Source organism: Variovorax sp. PBL-H6, from assembly GCF_901827155.1.
Taxonomy (GTDB): Bacteria; Pseudomonadota; Gammaproteobacteria; order Burkholderiales; family Burkholderiaceae_C; genus Variovorax.
On sequence record NZ_LR594659.1, the window covers coordinates 2,854,300 to 2,874,414 of the forward strand.

Annotated in this window: 13 protein-coding genes; 1 reads left to right on the top strand and 12 read right to left on the bottom strand. The window is 68.8% G+C overall.

The window, feature by feature from the left end:
* Positions 1-34: 34 nt before the first annotated feature.
* The 8 genes from G3W89_RS13500 to G3W89_RS13535 form a co-directional block, all read right to left on the bottom strand.
* Positions 35-766 carry a hypothetical protein gene (locus G3W89_RS13500; protein ID WP_162574556.1) on the bottom strand — a complete coding sequence of 244 codons (732 nt, stop codon included), beginning with the start codon at positions 764-766 and terminating at the stop codon, positions 35-37.
* 1 nt (position 767) lies between these two features.
* Entirely contained in the window at positions 768-1,091 is a 324-nt protein-coding gene (locus tag G3W89_RS13505; RefSeq protein ID WP_162574557.1) for a chaperone modulator CbpM, read from the bottom strand.
* 4 nt (positions 1,092-1,095) lie between these two features.
* Complete coding sequence (locus tag G3W89_RS13510) at positions 1,096-2,067, bottom strand: DnaJ C-terminal domain-containing protein (RefSeq protein WP_162574558.1); 972 nt, start codon at positions 2,065-2,067, stop codon at positions 1,096-1,098.
* 29 nt (positions 2,068-2,096) lie between these two features.
* Positions 2,097-2,711, bottom strand: a complete 615-nt coding sequence (locus G3W89_RS13515; RefSeq protein ID WP_162574559.1) for a histidine phosphatase family protein — start codon at positions 2,709-2,711, stop codon at positions 2,097-2,099.
* A 192-nt stretch (positions 2,712-2,903) separates the two neighbouring features.
* On the bottom strand, positions 2,904-5,579 hold the full coding sequence (locus G3W89_RS13520) for a helix-turn-helix transcriptional regulator (RefSeq protein ID WP_162574560.1): 2,676 nt from the start codon (positions 5,577-5,579) through the stop codon (positions 2,904-2,906).
* An 80-nt stretch (positions 5,580-5,659) separates the two neighbouring features.
* Entirely contained in the window at positions 5,660-8,302 is a 2,643-nt protein-coding gene (locus tag G3W89_RS13525) for a helix-turn-helix transcriptional regulator (protein ID WP_162574561.1), read from the bottom strand.
* Positions 8,303-8,371: 69 nt separating this feature from the next.
* Positions 8,372-11,017, bottom strand: coding sequence for a helix-turn-helix transcriptional regulator (locus G3W89_RS13530; protein WP_162574562.1), 2,646 nt, complete (start codon positions 11,015-11,017; stop codon positions 8,372-8,374).
* 25 nt (positions 11,018-11,042) lie between these two features.
* On the bottom strand, positions 11,043-13,691 hold the full coding sequence (locus G3W89_RS13535; protein WP_162574563.1) for a helix-turn-helix transcriptional regulator: 2,649 nt from the start codon (positions 13,689-13,691) through the stop codon (positions 11,043-11,045).
* A gap of 127 nt (positions 13,692-13,818) precedes the next feature.
* Here G3W89_RS13535 and G3W89_RS13540 point away from each other — a divergent pair, with 127 nt between their 5' ends.
* Positions 13,819-14,793, top strand: coding sequence for a Bug family tripartite tricarboxylate transporter substrate binding protein (locus G3W89_RS13540; protein ID WP_162574564.1), 975 nt, complete (start codon positions 13,819-13,821; stop codon positions 14,791-14,793).
* Between the two features lie 13 nt (positions 14,794-14,806).
* On the opposite strand, the gene G3W89_RS13545 is transcribed toward G3W89_RS13540, so the two are convergent.
* The 4 genes from G3W89_RS13545 to G3W89_RS13560 all read right to left on the bottom strand — a co-directional run bounded on the left by G3W89_RS13545 (position 14,807) and on the right by G3W89_RS13560 (position 19,949).
* Positions 14,807-16,360: a phospholipase D family protein gene (locus G3W89_RS13545; RefSeq protein ID WP_162574565.1), complete on the bottom strand. Its 1,554-nt coding sequence runs from the start codon at positions 16,358-16,360 to the stop codon at positions 14,807-14,809.
* Positions 16,361-16,397: 37 nt separating this feature from the next.
* Positions 16,398-17,042: a CDP-alcohol phosphatidyltransferase family protein gene (locus tag G3W89_RS13550; RefSeq protein ID WP_162574566.1), complete on the bottom strand. Its 645-nt coding sequence runs from the start codon at positions 17,040-17,042 to the stop codon at positions 16,398-16,400.
* Positions 17,043-17,118: 76 nt separating this feature from the next.
* Positions 17,119-18,570, bottom strand: a complete 1,452-nt coding sequence (locus tag G3W89_RS13555; RefSeq protein ID WP_232076524.1) for a GTPase/DUF3482 domain-containing protein — start codon at positions 18,568-18,570, stop codon at positions 17,119-17,121.
* Positions 18,567-19,949, bottom strand: a complete 1,383-nt coding sequence (locus tag G3W89_RS13560; RefSeq protein ID WP_232076525.1) for a DUF2868 domain-containing protein — start codon at positions 19,947-19,949, stop codon at positions 18,567-18,569. Before G3W89_RS13560 ends, G3W89_RS13555 begins: the two co-directional genes overlap by 4 nt.
* Between the last annotated feature and the right edge of the window lie 166 nt (positions 19,950-20,115).

A 20,115-nucleotide genomic window follows, 5' to 3' on the forward strand; every position in this document is an offset into this window, starting at 1 on the left:
GGGCAGGCACTCCTCAATTGGCTGTTACGGCCCGCTAGTACCCGAGCTGCAGCGGATTGCGCCGCGCCACGTCGCGGCGCGTCTGTTCGCGTACTGCATCGCAATGCGGGTGCCTGTAGTACTGTGCCTTGGCGCACTGGGCCGCCTCGCAGCGCGAGGCCGCGATGAAATTCAGATGCGCACAACCGGGTCGCGGGTCGGCCACGCTTGGGCGCGCCACGACCTTGCGCGACTCTTCCGTGCGCACGGTCTGCGAATCGTTGCCGCGGCGCGGCGGCGGCGTCACTTGCACCAGTTCGCCTTGCGCGGGCCCCGGGGCGACCAGGCTCTCGGCGGGGCCCAGCGCCTCCGCAGGGCGCACCGGTTCGGAAGGAGGAGGCCTCTCGTAGTCGGCGGGCGCGCTGGGCGTTGCCGCGACGTTTGCCCGCGCCTGCGGGATAGCCGCGGTGGCGATCGCCGGGGGCCGGCCGGGCGCGTGATTCGGCGGCACCTTGCGGGTCACGTAGGCATACCAGCTGACGAAGGCCGTGGTGATCACCACGGACAGTACGGCGAAGCGGATCCAGAAAGCGCGCGTCTCGATCGGCAGCATGCCTGGCGTCGGCACGGCCGGGGGTGGCGGCGCGTGCGGGGTCCGCAGCGCCTTCATGCTCTGGAGTGCGGACGGGCCGGTGGCCGCGAAGGACGGCAGTTTCGCCGCGCAGCCCTTGCAGAACTTGGCGCTCTCGCGGTTCCCGGTTCCGCACTGGTCGCAGACCACCGGCATGTCAGATCTCCCGGCCGAGGCCCCGCGCAGCCAGCAGGGCCTTGAGCCGTCGAACTTCATGCTCGAGATCGAGGATCAGCGCCGCGGCATCGAGTCCGACTCCGAAGTCGCGCTCCAGCCGGCGCGCATCGAGTGCGCATTGCAGGTCGGCGCTGTGGAAGCACCAGTCGTCCGGGCGTTCGGCGGGGCCGCGCACCTCGATGATGCCGACCTCGACGAGTTGAACGACCCACGCAATCTCGGCGCCGCAGGCATGCGCGAGCTCGCCGGCACGCAGCGGATGGGCATTGCCCAGAGGGATGGTGTCGAAAGATGGGCTGGCCATGACGTCAGACTCCCAGATGACGGCGCGGATCGAAAGGGGCGGCCTGTGCCAACTGCTCGTAGGCTTTGCGCGCGACTTCGGTCTGGGCTGGCGGCAGCGCGATCTCCAGCAGCAGGTACAGGTTGCCAGGCGGCTGGCCGGGCAGGCCGCGCTCCTTCAGCCGCAGCTTGAGGCCGTTGCGGGCGCCGGGCGGCACCGTGACCTCGACGATGCCTCCGCCGGGCGTGGGCACCTTCACCTGTGCGCCGAGCGCGCCTTCGGTCGGCGTGACCGGCAGCGTCATGTACAGGTCGCGTCCCTCGATGCGATAAAGCGTGTGCGGCGCGATGCGCACCTCGAGGTACAGGTCGCCCGCCGGTTCGCCGCCATGCCCCGGCATGCCCTGGCCGGCGAGCCGGATGTACTGGCCGGGATGCACGCCGGGCGGGATCTTCACGGCGAGCGTCCGGGTGTTCCATTGGGGGCGGCCCTGGTCGTCGAGCTCCTGCGATCGCAGGGTAATCTCGCGCTCAGCGCCTTTCAGGGCATCTTCCAGCGTGATCTCGATCGCCGCGTGGTGGTCCTCGCCCCGTGCCCGGTATTGACGGCGCTGGGCGCCGCGGCGCTCGGCGGCGCCGAAGACCGACGAGAAGAACTCGCTGAACTCGGCATGGTCTGCCGGCCCCTGCCCCGGCCCGCGGTGGAACTCGAAGCCCTCGTCCCAGCCCGGCGGCGGCTGGAAGCCATCGCCGGCGCCAGCGCCCGCCTGGTGGCCTCGAGCGACCTGATCTGCCAGTGCGTCGTAGGCGGCGCGCTTCTCCTTGTCGCGCAGCACGTCGTTCGCCTCGTTGATCTCGCGCATGCGCCGCTCAGCGTCAGGCTCCTTGCTGACGTCCGGGTGGTACTTCCGCGCGAGCCTGCGGTAGGCCTTGCGGATGTCCTCTTCCGTCGCGCCGCGCTCGACCCCGAGCGCTTGGTAATAGTTCTTGAAGTCCATGGGCAAATTCGGGCGGCTTCGGGAGCCGTTCAGGCCAACGCGGCCCCACCATCCGAATGGTGCAGGAGCGGCCTCACCGTCCATGTAGGACCGCTTCGCTCGAAGCGCAAGGGCTGCGCGTTGCCGAGCACGCTGCGCTCCGGCGCAATGCCGAGCGCCGCCACCAGCACGTGGAGCGAGCCGCCATGGGCCACGATCAGCACCGGCGCTGGGTGGGCGAGCGCCGCCTCCAGCGCGGCCCGCTTGCGCAGGACGAACTCGGCCAGCGTTTCGCCGCCTTCGGGTTCGCAGGCCCAGTCCAGTTCGGCCGAGGAAGTCCCGATGAGGGCGCCGAAGTTGCGCTCTCGCAGGCTCTCGAAGTGCAGTGGAGCGATGCCCAGGCCGGCCGCGACCGTGTGAGCCGTGTCGAAGGCGCGCCGGGCGTCACTGCAGACCACGCTGCGGATCGGCTCGCCCGCCAGCCGCTCGGCAGCGCGCGCCGCCTGCTGCAGGCCGAGCGTGCTCAGCGGAGCGTCGACGGCCTGGAAGATCCGCTGTGCATTGCCTGCGGTCTGGCCGTGGCGCAGGAAGTAGAAGTGGTTGCAAGCCGGCAGCAACGGCAGGGCTGCGGCCAGTTCGATCAGTCGGGCAAGGCCGTCTTGCATGCATATCCTCGATAACCGAGTAGAAGGGGAGCGCCGATCCGCTGGGCCTCCATGGCGGCACTGGGGAAGGGCAGGGGGTGCCACTGCTGCGCCGGCACCTCGTTGAGGTGGAGAGATCTTCGCTCTTGCAAGGCTTGCGGATGGCATCGGAAGCAGGACTATAGCCCTGCAGGCACTCGCTTGTGATACGGGTTACAGCCCTGCGACAGCGCCAGGAAATTGGCTGAAGCGCGCGCGATACCAGTTGGCAGCCTGCATGCGCGAGGCCATGTCGAGCCGATCGAGAATGCTGGCGACGTGCCGCTTGATGGTGTGCGGGCTCAGGTCCAGGGTGCGTGCGATCAGCTTGTTGCTTTGGCCGTCGGTCAGCAGGGCAAGAACCTCGAGTTCCCGGCCGGTAAGGCCCGCATCGTGCCGCGTGCTCGCAGCAGGCAGTTCCTCCTGCGCGCCGGCCTTGAACCGCCTCGCGGTCTCCTTCCATTGACGCAAGATGGCCACTCGTTGCTTGGGCGCTGCACTTCTCCAAGGGGCGAGCGACAGCTTGGTGAGCACCTGCGCGCCCATGAACAGGGCCTGCCCGACATTGCCGCTGCGCTCGATGCGCTCGATGAAGGGCTCCAGCGCCTGCCAGGCTGCTGCCGGCGAACCATCGGCGAGCTCGGCGAGGGCAAGACGGGTCCGGACCGTGCCATCGACAAAGAGCGTATCGAGTACCGCCGAGCGCTCCACCAGGGCGCGAAGCCCGGTCAGGGCCTCGCCGAGGCGTCCGTCCTGAAAAGCCAGTTGCGCGTCGAAGCTGTGGATGAGCATCTGCACGTCCGGCTTTTCATTGCCGACCGCAAGTCGCAGCGTGGGCAAGTGCATGCGCACGGTCGGCCAGTCCTCGACGGCCGCAGAGGCCACGATGATCACGATGAGGTACACCAGCGGGAGATGGCTGGAGCGATCGAGCAAGGAGATATGGCTGGCCATGGCCTGGCACGTCTGGCGCACAGGCTCCCTCTCATCGCACGTCACCTGGTAGACGGCCTTCAATGACAGCAGCCGCATGCGCAAGCCTGCTGGCTGGCCCAGCCAGCGAGAGTCTTCTTCGATTCTCTGGAGTGCTGCCTCGGTTTCGGAGACCTTGCCTTGCCAGAGGACCAGCCAGGCCTCCATCAGGTTCGCTGTGGCTTGCAGAGACCAGCGCCCTTCGCCAGTGGCTGCTCTGGCGCCGTTGATCATGCGCTGGAGCTGCGCACTCACGCCCAGGCGGCTGATGAACGTATTGACGCGGGTCATGCAGCGAAACCACAGTTCGGCACTCCCTCCTTGCTCCAGCAGGTCGATCACCTTCGCAAGGCGGTGGCCGGGTCCCTCGACCGGCCCGTGGTAGCCCTCGTACCAGAATCCGAGAAGCTCGCTGAGCGTTTGGGTTTCGAGGTCCATGGGCCCGGAGCGGACCGCCCGGCTCAGGCTCAGGGCCTCTTGCGTGAAGCCGCCGAAGAACATGGCCAGCGCCTGCATCGCCCGCGCCCGTTGCGCGTCGTGGTGCCTCCCCAACGCATCGAAGCCGGCTGCGGCCTGCTCCATATACGACCGTGCCGTGGCGTACTCGAATCGCGGCCATGCGCACCAGCCTCGGACATAGGCCAGCACGGGCGACTGGGCCTGGATGTCGGCCGGAAATTGCTCGACGAGGCGAATCACCTGGGCGCCTTCATCGCGGGCCAGCATGTCTGCTGTTGCATTGGCCAGGCACTGCTCAGCCTCTTCCCAGGCGCCGGCACGCAGGTACAGGTGCGTGCCGCGCAGCGGGTCTGCTTCGCCCTGCGCCGCGCGGCGCAGCAGCATTGCTACTTCTCCGGGGTGGACCGTGCGCAGGCGTTGTTCCAGAAAGTCGCGAAACAGATCGTGCAGGCGCAGCGTCAGCTCCTCGCTGTCGAGCACGGAGCTGAACAGGCGGCGGCGCCCGATTTCATCCAGCCATTGGGCCGCCCGCGGGTTGCCGCTGATCTTTTCGCAGCGCGTCACCGTGAGTTCGGACAGCAACGAGCAGCGAAGCAGAAATTCCTGCAGCTCGCCCGGCAGATCGTCGAGGACTTCGCTGGCCAGGTATTCGAACAGGTGGCGGCGGCTGTGCCGCGCGCTCGCCGGCGCCGTGGCGGCCGAGCGTTCCGATGCTGCGAGGCTCAGGCTGAGCCCGGCGGCCCAGCCCTGGGTACGTTCGTGCAGGCGCCAGGCTTGCTCCTGGTCTTCTGCGCCGGTGGCATGGCGCCATAGGTCCTCCACTTCCTTCCTCGAAAAGCTCAAGGCGGATTCATCGAACTCGGCCAGTTCGCGCCGCGCCCGCCATCGGCCCAGCGCCAGCGGCGGCTCCACGCGCGTCGCAATCACGAGCGTCCAGTTCTGCGGCAGGCCTTCCAGAAGCTGATTCAGGAAGTCGAAGACGCGTGCGTCCGCGACGGCATGCAGGTCATCCAGCACGAGCACGCCGCCGTCCGGCGCGTCGGTGGCTTCGAGGGTGCCGAGCAAGGCAGGCACTGCGTCCCGCAGGCGGCCTTGATCCGCCAGCGCAAGCAAGGCCTCCGGCGCCACGCGCCACGGTGGATCCAGCGGCTCCAGCGCCTCGATCAGGTGGGCCAGGAGCCGCTGGAGATCGTCGTCCTCGTCGGCGGTGAGCCAGGCAATCGCACGGCCCGCCGGAAGCGCCTGCAACTGTCGCGACAGCGCGGCCGTCTTGCCATAACCCGCCGGCGCCACCAGAAGCACCAGCCGCCGGCTCGCCAGCGCGTCGCCAAGCCGCTGTTCGAGCTCGCCGCGTTCGATCAGGCCGCCGCGGAAACGGGGTGTCTGGATCTTGGCTCTGGCGAGACTGGCGGACTGCATATCGAAAACTGACTATCCCATGATGCCTGCAAGACGATAGCCCGGCCTTCTGCAGAGACTCGAGCAGCAACGCCGTGGGTTCACCCGCCGCCGAAGTGCGCGCGGTACCAGTTGGCGGCCTGCATGCGCGAGGCCAGGTCGAGCCGGTCGAGAATGCGCGCGACATGGCGCTTGACGGTGTGCGGGCTCAGGTCCAGTGTCCTGGCGATCAGCTTGTTGCTCTGGCCATGAGTCAGCAACGCGAGCACTTCGAGTTCTCGCGGACTCAGGCCGGCGTCCTGCTGGGCTGCCGGGCTACGCGGTTTTTCCTGCGCGCCGACCTTGAAGTGCCGGGCCGTCTCGACCCATTGGCGCAGGACCGCCAGCCCTTCCTTGGACGCGGCGCCGTCCCACGAGGCGAGCGACAGCCGCGACAGGACCGGCATGCCGACGATCAGGACCTGGCCCACATTGCCGCTGGCCGTCACCTGCCGGACCAGCGGCTCCAGCGCTCGCCAGGCAGCAGCCGGCGAACCATCGGCCAACTCGGCGAGCGCCAGCTGCGTTCGCACCGTGACATCCAGGTAGACCGTGTCGAGCAGGGAAGACCTCGTCACCAGCTCGCGAAGCATCGTCAAGGCTTCGCCGATGCGTCCTTCGTGCAAGGCAAACTGCGCCTTGAAGCTGTCTATGAGCATCTGGGTGCCAGGATTTTCACGGCCGGCTTCGACGTGGAACGTGCGCAGGTACGTGCGCACGCTCGTCCAGTCCTCGAGGGCGACGCAAGCCTTGACGAGAATCCCGAGGACTGCGAGATACATGTCGCTGGAGCGGTCCAGCAAGGAAGTGTGCGCGGCGATGACGTCGCGCGTCGCCCGCAGGTCGTCCATGTCGCCGCGGGCGACCTGGTACATGACCTTCAGCGTCGCGAGCCGGATGCGCAAGCCCGAGGGCTCGCCGAGCCAGCGGGAGTCTTCTTCGATGTCCTGCAGCACCGTTCCCAGCTCGGCGATCCTGCCTTGCCAGAGCAGCAGCCAGGCTTCCATCACGTGCAGGGACCAATGCCCTTCGCCGGCGGCGGTCCTGGCACCGCGGAGCAGCCGTTGAAGCTGGGCGCTCACGCCGGGGCGGCCGATGAAGATGTTGAAGAGCGCCATGCAGCGAAACCACAGTTCGGCGCTGGCCCCTCGGGTCAGCAGATCGACGACCTTGGCAAGGCGATGGCCGGGTCCGTCGACAGGGCCGTGATGGCCCTCGTACCAGAAGTCGATCACCTCGCTGAGCGTCTCCGTTTCCAGGTCCATGGGCCGAGAACGAATTGCCTGCCCGAGGCGCCGTGCAGCCTGCATCTGGCCGCAGAAGATCATGGCCAGCGCCTGCATCGCCCGGGCGTGTTGCGCATCGTCATGGCGCCCCAGTGCGTCGAAGCCGGCCGCGGCGTGCTCCATGCTCGACCGCGCCGTGGCGTACTGGTAGCGGGGCCAGGCGCACAAGCCTCGGGCATAGGCCAGCACGGGCGAGCGCGCCTGGATGTCGGCCGGAAACTGCTCGATGATGCGAAGGATCTGGGCGCTTCTGTCGTCGGCCAGCATATCGGCCGTCCCGCTGGCCAGGCTCTGTTCGGCATCGTCCCAGGCGCCCGCGCGCAGGTACGTGAGCGTGCGCCGCAGGGGATCCGCTTCGCCCTGTGCCGCTCGGCGCAGCAGCATCGGCACTTCCTCGGGATGAAGCCGGCGCAGGCGCTCCTCCAGGAAGTCTCTGAAGAGATCGTGCAGGCGCAGCGTCAGCTCCTCGCCGTCGAGCACCGAGCTGAACAGGCGGCGGCGCTCGATCTCTTCCAGCAGTTCGGCCGCACGGGGGTTGCCGCTGACCTGCTCGCAGCGCGGCACCGTGAGTTCGGACAGAAACGAACAACGCAGCAGAAACGCCTGCAGTTCGCCAGGCAGGTCTTCGAGGACTTCGCTGGCCAGGTAATCGAAGAGGTGGCGGCGGCTGTGCCGCGGGTCCATTGGCGTTCTGGCAGCAGACCCCTGCGAGGCTTCGATGCTCAAGCTGAGTCCCGCGGCCCAGCCCTGGGTCCGCTCGAGAAGGCGATCTGCCTGCTTGGCATCGTCCTCGCCTGTGGCATGGCGCCACAGGTCCTGCACTTCCTTCTTGGAGAAGCTCAGGGCAGTCTCGTCGAACTCGGCCAGTTCCCGCCGTGACCGCCAGCGCGCGAGCGCCAGCGGCGGTTCCACGCGCGAGGCAATCACCAGTGTCCAGTTGGGCGGCAAGCCTTCGAGCAGATGACCCAGAAACTCGAACACGCGGGCGTCGGCGATGGCATGCAGATCGTCCAGCACGATCACACCGTGTCCGGGGGTTTCCGTGGCTTCGAGCGTGCTGAGGAACGCGATCGCCGTCTCACGCAGGCGGCCCTGGGCCACCCGCTCGAACAAAGCCTCGGGCGCCAGGCGCCACGGCGGATCCAGAGGTTCCAGTGCTTCGATCAGGTGGGCCAGCAGGCGCTGGAGATCGTCGTCTTCGTCGGCGGTGAACCAGGCGACGGCACAGCCGGGCGGAAGCCGCTGCAGCTGTCGCGACAGCGCGGCCGTCTTGCCGTAACCCGCCGGTGCGACCAGAAGCACCAGCCGGCGGTTTGCCACAGCATGGCCGAGCTGCTGTTCGAGCTCGTTGCGCTCGATCAGGCCGCTGCGGAAGCGGGGCGTCTGGATCTTGGCCCTGGCGAGGCTGGCGGACTGCATGGATGAGCAAGACTATAGCCCTGCGAACGGTTGTCCGTGACAAGGTCGGAGCCCTGCAAGCGGGCGCCCTCAACCGCTGAAGCGTGTGCGGTACCACTCGGCCGCCTGCATGCGCGAGGCCAGGTCTAGCCGGTCCAGGATTCGCGCAACGTGGCGCTTGACGGTGTGGGGGCTCAGGTCCAGGGCGCGTGCGATCAGCTTGTTGCTCTGCCCGTCGGCCAGCAGCGCGAGCACTTCAAGTTCCCGGGCACTCAGGCCGGCATTGTTGGCTGTCGAGGCGCGGGGAACCTGCTGCGAGCCGGTCTTGAACCGCCGCGCAGTCTCGACCCATTGGCGCAAGGCCGCCAGCCCGTCCTCGGGGGCGGCCGTGCCCCAGGGGGCAAGCGACAGCTCTGTCAGGGTCTGCACGCCTGTGATCAGGACCTGGCCGACGTCGCCGCTGGCGACCACTCGCTCGACCAAGGGCTCCAGCGCTTGCCAGGCTGCTGCTGGTGAACCATCTGCGAGCTCGGCGAGCGCCAGCCGCGTTCGGACCAGGGCATCGAGACAGCTTGTGTCCAGCAGCGCTGAACTCATCGCCAGCTCGCGCAGCATCGCCAGAGACTCGCCGAGCTTCCCTTCCTGGAAGGCCAGCTGCGCCCTGAAGGTGCGTATGAACATCTGGATGCTGGGGTTCTTGGGGCCGAACTCGACCAAGGCAGGCAAGCGCATGCGCACGGCTGGCCAGTCTCCGATGGCGGCAGAGGACCTCGTGGCGGTGCCAAGAACGATCTGGGCCAGATCGCTGGAGTGACCCAGTAGAGACGCATGCGTGGCGATGGCATCGCCGGTCGACCGCACGGCATCCCTGTCGTTGCAGATCACCTCATAGTTGACCTTGAGTGCGAGCAGGCGAATGCGCAAGCCTGCGGGCTGGCCAAGCCACTGGGAATCTTCCTGGATCCTGTGGAACGCGACCTCCATCTCGGAGACCCTGCCTTGCCAGAGAAACAGCCAGGCTTCCAGCAGGTTCACGGTGGCTTGGAGCGACCAGTGCCCCGCGCCGCTAGCCGCCCTGGCGCCGTGAACCATGCGCTGGAGCTGCGCGCTCACGCCGGGGCGGCTGATGAGCAGATTGATGCGGGGCATGCAGCGAAACCACAGCTCTGCACCGGCCCCTTGCAGCAGCAAGTCGACCATCCTGGCAAGCCGATGGCCGGGCCCATCGACCGGCCCGTGGTAGGCCTCGTACCAGAAGTCGAGGAGTTCGCTGAGGATCTTGGTTTCATGGTCGCTGGGCCGGGCCCGCACCGCCTGACCCAGGCGCCGGGCATCTTCCATATCGCCACAGAAGAAGGTTGCGAGCGCCTGCATCGCCCGCGTCCGCTGGGCGTCGTCGTGCCGCCCCAGCGCATCGAATCCGGTCGCGGCATGCGCCATGGCCGAGCGCACCTGGTCGTACTGGTAGTGCGGCCAGGCGCACCATCCCCGGACATAGGTCAACACAGGCGACCGAGCCTGAACGTCGGCAGGAAACTGCTCGAGGAGGCGAATCACCTGGCCGCCTTTGTCGCCGGCCAGCATGTCTGCCGTTGCCTCCATAAGACACTGCTGGGCCTCGTTCCAGGCGCCCGCGCGCAAATACATGAGCGTGCGGCGCACGGGATCGGCTTCGCCCTCGGCGGCAAGGTGCATCAGCGCCGGCACCTCCTCCGGATGGAGCTGGCGCAGGCGCTCCTCGAGGAAATCGCGAAAAAGGTCATGCAGGCGCAGCGTCAGTTCCTCGCTGTCGAGCACGGAGACAAACAGCCGGCGGCGCTCGAGCTCCTCCAGCAACCGGGCTGCGCGCTGAGTGCCGCTGATCTGCTCGCAGCGCTGCACCGTCAGCTCCGGAAGCAAGGAGCAGCGCAGGAGGAACCCCTGCAGCTCGCGCGGCAGGTGATCGAAGACTTCGCTGGCCAAGTAGTCGAACAGGTGGCGGCGGTTGTGCCAGACGCTTTTCGGGGCGGCGGCGGCCGATCGCTCCGAGGTTTCAAGGCTCAGGCAAAGGCCTGCGGCCCAGCCCTGGGTCCGGTCGAGCAGGCGCTGCGCCTGCTCGGGGTCGTCGCGGCCGGTGGCGTGGCGCCACAGGTCCTCCACTTCCTTTCTGGAAAAGCCCAGGAGCGTCTCGTCGAACTCGGCCACCTCGCGCAGCGTACGCCAGCGCCCCAGGGCCATTGGGGGCTCCACGCGCGACGCGATGACGAGCGTCCAGTTCTGCGGGAGCTTTTCGAGCAGGTGGCCCAGGAACTCGAACACGCGGGCGTCCGGGACGGCATGCATGTCATCCAGCACGATCACGCCGCGATTCGGCACGTCGGTGGCTTCGAGCGTGCCGGCGAATGCGGACACCGCCTCACGCAGCCTCCCATGGGCCACCAGCTCGAACAGGGCATCCGGCGCCAGTCGCCATGGTGGGTCCAGGGGCTCCAGCGCTTCGATCAGGTGAGAGAGGAAGCGGTGAAGATCGTCCTGTTCGTCCGCGGTAAGCCAGGCGATGGCACAGGCTGCTGTGGGGCGCTGCAGCAGCCGCGACAGCGCAGCCGTCTTGCCGTAGCCCGCCGGCGCCACCAACAGGACCAGGCGGCGGCTCGTCAGTGCGTCGCCGAGTCGCTGTTCGAGTTCGCGGCGCTCGATCAGTCCTCTGCGGAAGCGAGGCGCCTGGATCTTGGCTCTGGCGAGGCTGGCGGATTGCATACCCATTGCAGCGCTGCCCGGCGCATCAGCCGCGCAATCGTGTGGAATACCACTCGGCCGCCTGCATGCGCGAGGCAAGATCGAGCCGATCGAGAATGCGCGCGACGTGCCGCTTGACGGTGTGCGGGCTCAGGTCCAGGGCGCGTGCGATGAGTTTGTTGCTTTGGCCCTCGGCCAGCAATGCAAGGACCTGCAGTTCACGGGCACTGAGGCCTTCGTCCTTGGCAGCCGAGGCACGCGGCTGCGCCTGCTGCGAGCCGTCCTTGAACCGCCGCGCAATCTCGACCCATTGGCGCAGGACCGCCAGCCCTTCCTTGGACGCAGCATCGCCCCACGGTGCCAGGGACAGCTCGGCCAAGCCCCGCGGTCCAGTAACCAGGACTTGGCCGACATTGCCGCTGGCCGAGACGCGCTCGACCAGCGGCTCGAGCGCTCGCCAGGCTGCTGCCGGCGAACCATCGGCGAGCTCGGCGAGCGCGAGTCGTGTCCGCACCGTGGCATCGAGGCTGTTGGTGTCGAGCAGGGCTGATCTTGTCGCCAGCTCGCGAAGCGTCCTCAGCGCCTCGTCGACCCGTCCTTCCTGCATTGCCAGTTGCGCCTCGGAGGCGCGCATGAACATCTGCAAGCTGGAATTTTCACGGCCGACTTCGACGTTGAAAGCAGGCAAGTACATGCGCACAGCCGGCCAATCCCCAATGGCGGCGGAGGCCCTCACGGCAACAGCGAGGTATGACAGTGCCATTTCGCTCGAGCGTTCCAGCAAGGCGGCCTGCGCGGCGATGGCGTCGCGGGTCGTGCGCACGGCCTCCCGGTCATCACAGATCAGCTGGTACATGACTTTCAGTGTCAGCAGCCGAATACGTAAACCTGGTGGCTGGCCCAGCCATTGGGAATCTTCTTCGATCTTTTGCAATGCGGCTTCCAGCTCGGCGATCCTGCCTCGCCAGAGAAGCAGCCACGCTTCCGTCAGGTTCGCATTGGCCAGCAGGGACCAATATCCTTCGCCTGCGGCCGCTCTGGCGCCGTGGACGAGGCGCTGGATCTGTGCGCTCACGCCGGGGCGGCTTATGAGCATGTTGACCCGAGTCTGGCAGCGAAACCACAGCTCGGCACTGCCCCCCTGAAGCAGCAGTTCGACGACCTTGGCAAGGCGAGCGCCGGGCCCCTCGACCGGGCCGTGGTAGGCCTCGTACCAGCAGTCGAGCAGTTCGCTGAGCGTCTCTGTTTCGAGGTCCATGGGCCGTGCGCGGACAGCCTGGCTCAATCGACGCGCCTGCGCCATGTGGCCGCAGAAGAACATGGCCAGCGCCTGCATGGCCCGGGCGCGCTGCGCGTCGTTGTGCCGCCCCATGGCGTCGAAGCCGGCTGCGGCATGTTCCATGGCGGACCGTACCGCGTCATATTGGTAATGCGGCCAGACGCAAAGGCCCCGGGCATAGGCCAGCAAGGGCGAGTTGGCCTGGATGTCGGCAGGAAACTGCTCGATGATGCGAATCACCTGGGCGCCTTCGTCGGAGGCCAGCATGTCTGCCGTGGCGTCGGCCAGGCTCTGCTGCGCTTCCTCCCAGGCGCCCGCGCGCAAGTACATGAGCGTTCGGCGCACGGGATCGGTTTCGCCCTGCGCCGCAAGGCGCAGCAGTGCCGGCACCTCCTCGGGATGGAGGCGGCGCAATCGCTCCTCCAGGAAGTCGCGGAAGAGATCGTGCAGACGCATCGTCAATTCTTCGCTGTCGAGCACCGAGACAAACAGCCGCCGCCGCTCGATGTCCTCCAGCAACCGGGCCGCGTGCGGATAGCCGCTGATCTGCTCGCAGCGCGGCACCGTGAGTTCCGCCAGCAAGGAGCAGCGCAGGAGAAACATCTGCAGTTCGCCGGGCAGTTGTTCGAGGACTTCGCTGGCCAGGTACTCGAACAGGTGGCGGCGGTTGTGCCAGATGCCCTTCGGGGCCGTCGCGACCGATCCTTCCGAAGTTTCCAGGCCCAGGCAGAGTCCGGCGGCCCAGCCCTGCGTGCGATCAAGCAGGCGCTCGGCGCGCTCCGGATCATCATGCCCGGTGGCATGGCGCCACAGATCCCGCACTTCCTGCCTGGAAAAGCTCAGGGCCGTCTCGTCGAACTCGGCAAGTTCGCGGCGCGCTCGCCAACGCCCCAGCGCCAGCGGCGGCTCCACCCGGGTCGAAATGACGAGCGTCCAGTTCTGCGGCAAGCCTTCGAGCAGGTGGCCCAGAAACTCGAACACGCGGGCGTCCGCGACGGCATGCAGGTTGTCCAGCACCATCACGCCGTTGGTCGTGTCGGTGGCTTCGAGTGCGCCGAGCAACGCGGAAGCAGCCTCGCGCAGCCGACCCTGGGCCACCAGCTCGAGCAGGGCCTCCGGTGCCAGGCGCCACGGTGGATCCAGGGGTTCCAGCGCTTCGATCAGGTGGGAGAGGAGCCGCTGGAGATCGTCTTCCTCGTCCACGGTGAGCCAGGCGACGGCGCAGCCTGGAGGCAGCCGCTGCAGCTGGCGCGACAGCGCGGCCGTCTTGCCGTAGCCCGCCGGCGCCACGAGCAGGACAAGGCGTCGGCTCATCAGTGCATCGCCGAGGTGCTGTTCCAGATCCTTGCGCTCGATCAGTCCGCCTCGGAACCGGGGCGCCTGGATCTTGGCTCTGGAAAGGCTGGCGGACTGCATGGCTTGTCCGGACTATAAGACCTGCTCAGCCGTGCGACGGCCGAATCCGTGTGCATCTCCGTTGAATGATTTCGTCGGGTAGGAGAAGATGAGGACTGTCTGGCTGCTTGGACCTTGGCTGAACGACATGCGACGACGCCTCTTTCTTGCGAGTGCCACGGCGACGTCCGTCACGATGAGTGCCTGGCCTGCCCGTGCGGAGGACTACCCGGTCAGGCCCATCCGCCTGGTTGTGCCCTTCGGTGCCGGCGGTGTGGCCGATCTCACTGCGCGCGCCGTCGGTCGAATCCTGGGCCAGCGTCTCGGCCAGGGACTGGTGGTGGACAACCGCCCGGGCGCTGGCGGTGCGGTTGCCGGCGAGGCCGTGGCCAGGGCCGCGCCGGATGGCTACACGCTGCTGCTGATGAGCAACGCCACGGCGGTGAGCCGGAGCCTCTTCAAGCACCTGCCTTTCGATGCACGCAAGGACTTCACCCCGATCTCCTTGCTGAGCCAGTACGACCTGGCGTTTGTCGTGCCCGGTACGTCGAGGTTCGAGAGCCTGCAGGCATTGCTCTCGGCCGCCCGGCAGCGGCCCGGCGAACTGAATGTCGGCACGGTTTACGTCGGCAGTACCCAGCATCTCGCGGCCGAGTTGTTCAGGCTGTCGGCGCAGGTCGAATTGCAGGTGGTGCCTTTCAACGGCACGCCGGGCGTGCTCACCGCCCTGCGCAGCGAGCAGATCGATGCGGCAGTGGAGTCCCTGCCGCCGCTCGTGCCGCAGATCCGGGCGCAGAGCATTCGCCTCCTGGCCGTGCTCGGCGAAAAGCGTTCGCCGCAGCTGCCGCTGGTGCCCACCGTGGCGCAGAGCGCCGGGATCGAGGGTTTCAACGTCAGCTCGTGGACCGCGCTGGCCGCGCCTGCGAAATTGCCGCGCGACATCGTCGCCCGCCTCGCGCGCGAGGTGCGCCAGCTGCTGGAATCGGCAGAGGCGAAGCAGCAGCTTGCGGACCTGAACGTGCAGGCGCGCGCCAGCAGCCCCGAACAACTGGCGACGCTGCTCGACAACGAGATCACGCGCTGGGCCAGGGTGATCGCGCGGGTCGGCATCCCGCTCCAATGAGCCGTGGCAGGTCCTACAGCAGCCACTCGATCGGCAGCAGCGACAGGAAGTCGACCCACAAGCGCCGCAGTCCGCCGGTATCGGGCTCGCTGCGGTAGCGTGTCTCGCCGTCGGGGCCGCGGTCGATCCACTCCACGCCGGTGCCTTGTCGGGGCAGGCGCACCTCGTAGGCCTGGGTCGGCACCGCCTGATCGATCTCCACCCCCAGGCGGCGCGCGAGCGTGGGGCTGTCGATCACCACGCCCATCTCGGTGTTGAGATGCACTGAGCGCGGATCGAGGTTGAGCGAGCCGACGAAGATGCGGCTGCGGTCCACCGCAAAGGTCTTGGCATGCAGGCTCGCCGCCGAGCTGCCGCCCGGGTTGCGGCGCCTTTCCTCCTCCGGCCTCGGCGGCGGCGCGGCACTGGGCTTGAGCTCGAAGAGGATGACGCCGGCGGCCAGCAGGTCCTTGCGGTAGCGGGCATAGCCGGCATGCACCGCGGCGACATCGGTCGCGGCCAGCGAGTTGGTCAGCACGCGCACCGCCACCCCGCGCCGGGCCAGCGCGGCAAGCTCCTGCGCCCCCTCCGGGCCGGGCACGAAGTAGGGCGACACCAGATCGAGTTCGCGCTGGGGGTCACCCATCGCTTCCTTGAGCAGGGGAAACATGAGCTGCTGCTCGTGCCCGTCGCGCGCCTGCACCTTCGACGGGAGGTCGCTCACCACGTGCGCATCGGCCCACTCGAAGGGCAGGCGGCGCGCGGCCACCTCGCGCATCAGCGGCGTCTGGCGCACGGCCTCCAGATAGTCCTGCGTCTGCGGCTGCTGGCCCAGGCCGGCCCATTGTGCGAGCAGCCGCGCCGCCGCGTCGGGCGGCGGCTTGCCGAGCAGGGCAGTGGCGGGGTAGGCGGCCTCGCTGTTCCAGTACAGGTCGAACTGGCGCGAGACCTCGCGCACCACCGGCCCGACCGTGACGACGTCGAGGTCCTGGAAGCCGAGCAGCTGGTTGGCCCCGTAGTATTCGTCGCCCACATTGCGTCCCCCCACGATGGCGACCTGGTTGTCCGCCGTGAAGGACTTGTTGTGCATCCGGCGGTTGACGCGCGAGAAGTCGAGTGCAAAGTCGCCTGCCCGGAGGCTGCGGTTGGCGAAGGGGTTGAAAAGCCGGACCTCGAGGTTCGGATGCGCATCGAGCACGGCCAGCATGCCGTCGAGCCCGCTGGTGTTGTTGTCGTCGATCAGCAGGCGCACGCGCACGCCGCGCTCGGCCGCCCTCCAGGCGGCCTCGAACAGCAGTTGCCCCGTGGTGTCCCCGCGCCAGATGTAGTACTGCATGTCCAGGCTGCGCTCGGCGGCCTGGGCCAGCGCCATCCGCGCCGCGAAGGCCTCGCGGGCATCGATCAGCGGCAGGATGCCGGTGAGTCCCGCATGCGCGGCCAGCTCGGGCGCCAGGGCGCGGCCGAGGAAGGTGTCGTCGGTACTCGTGAAGGCGGACGAGGGCGGGCGCTCGACCGTGGCCGGCAGCGTCGCGCAGGCCGCGAGGAGGAGTGCCAGTGAAAGTGCAAGGAGCGCGCGCAGGGATCGCATGCCGGGAGCGTAACCGGCGTGCCGGGCGCGCAGACGGCTACAGCTTCGGAATTCGCAGCGTCTTGCTGATCATCAGCGTCCCCGACAGCGCGAACAGCAGCGTCAGCGGATGCAGCACCCACGGCCCGAGCGTCCACGCGCCTCCCCATACGGCGTCGCCGAGGCGGCCCTGCCAGGCCGCCCAGGCCAGCACGCCGACGAGCACCACGCTGGTCGGGATCGGCGTGCCCTCGAAGTACTTGACCTTGTCGCTGCCGGCCGAAAGCGACTCTGCAGTGACGTTGTAGCGGGCCAGCCGGCTCACGCCGCAGCAGACGAAGTAGGTGAGGACCAGGCAATCCCAGCCGCCGTCCAGCCCGGCGGCAAAGCCGAGGGCGGCAGGCGCGACGCCGAAGGAGATCACGTCGGCCAGCGAATCGAGCTCGCGCCCGAGCGCCGATTGCGTCTGCCGCCATCGCGCGATGCGGCCGTCGAAGACGTCGAAGATGAAGGCGGCGGGCGCCAGGGCCGCGGCCCACAGGAAGTGCGTGAGCTGCTGGCTCGCGACGTAAGCCATCGCCAGGAACACGACGCCGACCCCGCAGGCCGCGTTGCCGAGCGTGAAGAAGTCGGCCAGGTGGAAGCCTCGGATCATCGAGAAGTGCTTGCGGGGCCGCGCCGCGACCGGGGAAGGGGTGGACATGTCTGCGCTTCGGTGGGTCGGGATGCGATGCACCTTAGCGCAACTGGCGCCGGCCGCGTGTAGTCGCCGTCCGATGTCAGCCGCCCGCTCGAATGTTCTTCTCGAAGGCGTCGATGGCGGGCGGCACCTGCCGGGCCACCCGGAGCACCAGGTCGCGGCGCTGGGGCGCCTCGCGCCAGCGCAGGCGGGCATCGCTGTCCCAGTCCGGATGGCTGCGCGCGGGCTGGGCGGCGCGCACCAGCCCGGCCAGCGGACGCCGGGCGGCTTCGAGGTCATCCATCGGCGCGTCCGCCGGCACGTGGGCAGCGACGCGATCGACGGCGGCGTGCCCGCGCTGCTCCAGCGCGCACAGCAGCCTCAGTTGCCAACCCGCAAGCACGACCAGCACACGGTCTTCGACCGTGAGCTCGTGGACGTCGCGCAGCTTGTTGGCGAGCTTGCGGCCCAGCGGCCCGAAGCCCTGCGAGAGCGCGCCGCCGATCGCCCCACCCAACGCTGCGCCAGCGCCCAGCGAAAGGCCGGCCAGCGCCAGATCGGCCACCACGCCGACCGCGGCGCCCACCGCCACGCCCTTGCCGAGCAGGATTCCGGCATTCTTCAGCGCCTCGGGATGGAAGAAGTCCATGGTCCAGCGGCCTGCCAGCAGCGGCAGTGGCGCCTCGTCGGCATCGTTCTCGCGAAAGCCATAGAGCGCGAGCAGGTCGGAGGCACAGCGCTGCGCCTTGTCGAACACGGCCTTCTGCAGGCCGGCGACCAGGCGCTCGCGGCTGCTTTCGATCTCGAACTCGACCGCCGAGGCGGTGCGTCGCATCGCCGCCGCATCGACCAGCAGCTCGGCGATGCGCTCACCGGCCGCTTCGCGGCGCCGGGCGGCTTCCTCCTCGAGAAAGGCGGCGATCCGGTCGAGCTGCGCACGCCGGTCGCGCAGCAGCGTGGCGAGGTCGCGGTAGAGCTCGCGCTCGGCGCCGACGAAGGGCGCGGCGGCGTCGAAGCGCACCACCACGTGCAGACCGTAGGCGGGGAGCAGCGCCTTCCAGGCGTCCTCCCGGCTTCCCGCGTCGCGCAGGAAGTTCATCACCGGCAGCAGCGGCCGGGCGCAGGCGCCGAGCAGCTCGATCTCGGCGCGGAACTTGGGCAGCACCGGCTCGCGCGCATCGATCACCAGGAAGGCGGCATCGACCTCCAGCAGGGCGCGCAGCACCTTGGCCTCCTGTTCGAACACGCCGTGCGCCTCGGGCCCGCCCAGGAAGCGCCGGATGCGCTCGGGCGGGGTGAGCTCGCCGCGCTCGTCGAGGGCGTCGATGTGCTCTCGCAGCGCGACGGCGTCTTCCAGCCCCGGCGTGTCCAGGAAACGCACCGCGGCGCGGCCGTCCACCAGCAGCTCGATGGCCTCGACATGGCGCGTGGTGCCGGGCTGCCCCGACACCTCGCCGAAGTTCACGCGCCGCGCCAGCGTGCGCAGCAGCGAGGTCTTGCCGGCATTGGTGTGGCCGACCACGGCGATGCGGATGGGATCCTGGAAGCTCACGTCCAGCCGCGCAGCGCGCCCCGTGCTTCGTCGCTGGCTTCGATGCGCTCGAGGCCGGCATCCGCCAGCCAGGCGAGCCATCGGCTGCGCGCCTCGGGCGTGGCGCCGCTGCCTTGCAGCCAGAGACGGCATTCGGTGCTGAGTGCGGCGACTTCGCGCAGGAAGCGCTCGGTGCCGCGGTCGGGGCTGGCGGCGCCGTTGCAGCCGACCAGCACCCGGCGCGGCCGCAGCCGTGAAAGCAGGTCCAGCGCCTCGCGGCGTGCGCCGGCGCTGCCGTCGACGCGCAGCGGCTGCGCGCCGGCGATGTCGAGCGCGGCCGGCGGCCAGGGCAGCTCTTCGGGCAGCTCGAAACCGATCGCCATCAGCGTGTCGCGGGTCTGGTCCGCCGCCAGGCCGCCCAGGGCGTCATGCCGCGCACTGCCCGGATCGGCATCGACGATCTGCCGCGGCGCCAGAGCCTCGAAGCGAGCCAGAAGGCGGCGGTGATAGGGCTGCGACCGGTCGGGCTGCAGCGCCCCGCGGCGCGAGCGCCAGACGGCCGCGCACAGCAGCGTGAAGAACAGGCGCGGCAGCAGCCCATAGACCAGGATGCAGCCGGTGAGCCAAAGCGCCCAGTCGCGCTGGCCGGCGGTGGCCGCCTGCGGCGACAAGACGGTCTGCGCATCCGGCACCGGAAAACCCAGCCAGGCCGGCGCTCGCCCCAGCCATTGGACGGCGCGCACGAAGAAGGCCGGGTCGAGGATGGTGGTCTCCCAGCTCAGCGTGTAGCTGCGGAAGGCCAGCGCGAACAGCAGCACCGCGAGCACCACGGCGAAGGAGAGCGACCAGATCGCATGGCTGACGAAGCCCAGCGCCCAGGGCGCGAGCCGCGCGCGCACCAGCAGCCGCGTGGCCGCCCGCAGCAGCAGAGGCGCCTGGCCCTGGCGCCCGCCAGCCACGCGTGCCGTGAGCGCCAGCCAGAGCCAGCCGAGGGAGAGATTGAGGGAGCCCAGGGGCAGCACCAGGCCGAGCAGCCACAGCAGCAGGGTCAGCAGATGCAGGCCGAGAAGGCTGGCCAGCGCCACCACGACGTTGATGCTGCGTTCGTTGCCGCCGACCACACTGCCGGCGAGCGTCAGGCCGCCAAGCACGATGAGCGCGACCAGCGCCAGCAGGATCCATGGCGCGCACGCACGGGCGCGTGCCAGCTCGTCTTGCAGTCCGAGGCGCTGCCCCAGAACGCGGGCGCGCTCGACAATTCGTCCGTCGCCATCGGCGCGCGCTGCCATCGCCTGGCGGATGGCCTGCGCATCGTCGAGCGGGCCGGCTTCTTCGACCAGTTGCACCGCTTCGGCGATCGCCGCATCCTGAAAAGAAAAGGGGAGCGCTCCGGGATTCAACGGCTTCCTTCGAGAAGAGCGCGGAATTATGCCCGGGGGCGCTTTTCGTCTTGGGGCGGCCCGGCGACGAAAAACGGGGCCGCGACCGGCCCCGTGGTACTGCCTCCGGCGAGGCAGGAAGGTTCAGCGCTGGCGGGGGTCAGCGCAGTCCGAAGAAGGACAGAAC

Bases quoted from the DNA above. Each gene is read 5' to 3' on its own strand.
- G3W89_RS13530 (WP_162574562.1), bottom strand. From the start codon at position 11,017: ATGCAATCCGCCAGCCTCGCCAGAGCCAAGATCCAGGCGCCTCGCTTC.
- G3W89_RS13505 (WP_162574557.1), bottom strand. From the start codon at position 1,091: ATGGCCAGCCCATCTTTCGACACCATCCCTCTGGGCAATGCCCATCCG.
- G3W89_RS13515 (WP_162574559.1), bottom strand. From the start codon at position 2,711: ATGCAAGACGGCCTTGCCCGACTGATCGAACTGGCCGCAGCCCTGCCG.
- G3W89_RS13535 (WP_162574563.1), bottom strand. From the start codon at position 13,691: ATGCAGTCCGCCAGCCTTTCCAGAGCCAAGATCCAGGCGCCCCGGTTC.
- G3W89_RS13500 (WP_162574556.1), bottom strand. From the start codon at position 766: ATGCCGGTGGTCTGCGACCAGTGCGGAACCGGGAACCGCGAGAGCGCC.
- G3W89_RS13520 (WP_162574560.1), bottom strand. From the start codon at position 5,579: ATGCAGTCCGCCAGTCTCGCCAGAGCCAAGATCCAGACACCCCGTTTC.
- G3W89_RS13525 (WP_162574561.1), bottom strand. From the start codon at position 8,302: ATGCAGTCCGCCAGCCTCGCCAGGGCCAAGATCCAGACGCCCCGCTTC.
- G3W89_RS13540 (WP_162574564.1), top strand. From the start codon at position 13,819: ATGCGACGACGCCTCTTTCTTGCGAGTGCCACGGCGACGTCCGTCACG.
- G3W89_RS13545 (WP_162574565.1), bottom strand. From the start codon at position 16,360: ATGCGATCCCTGCGCGCGCTCCTTGCACTTTCACTGGCACTCCTCCTC.
- G3W89_RS13550 (WP_162574566.1), bottom strand. From the start codon at position 17,042: ATGTCCACCCCTTCCCCGGTCGCGGCGCGGCCCCGCAAGCACTTCTCG.
- G3W89_RS13510 (WP_162574558.1), bottom strand. From the start codon at position 2,067: ATGGACTTCAAGAACTATTACCAAGCGCTCGGGGTCGAGCGCGGCGCG.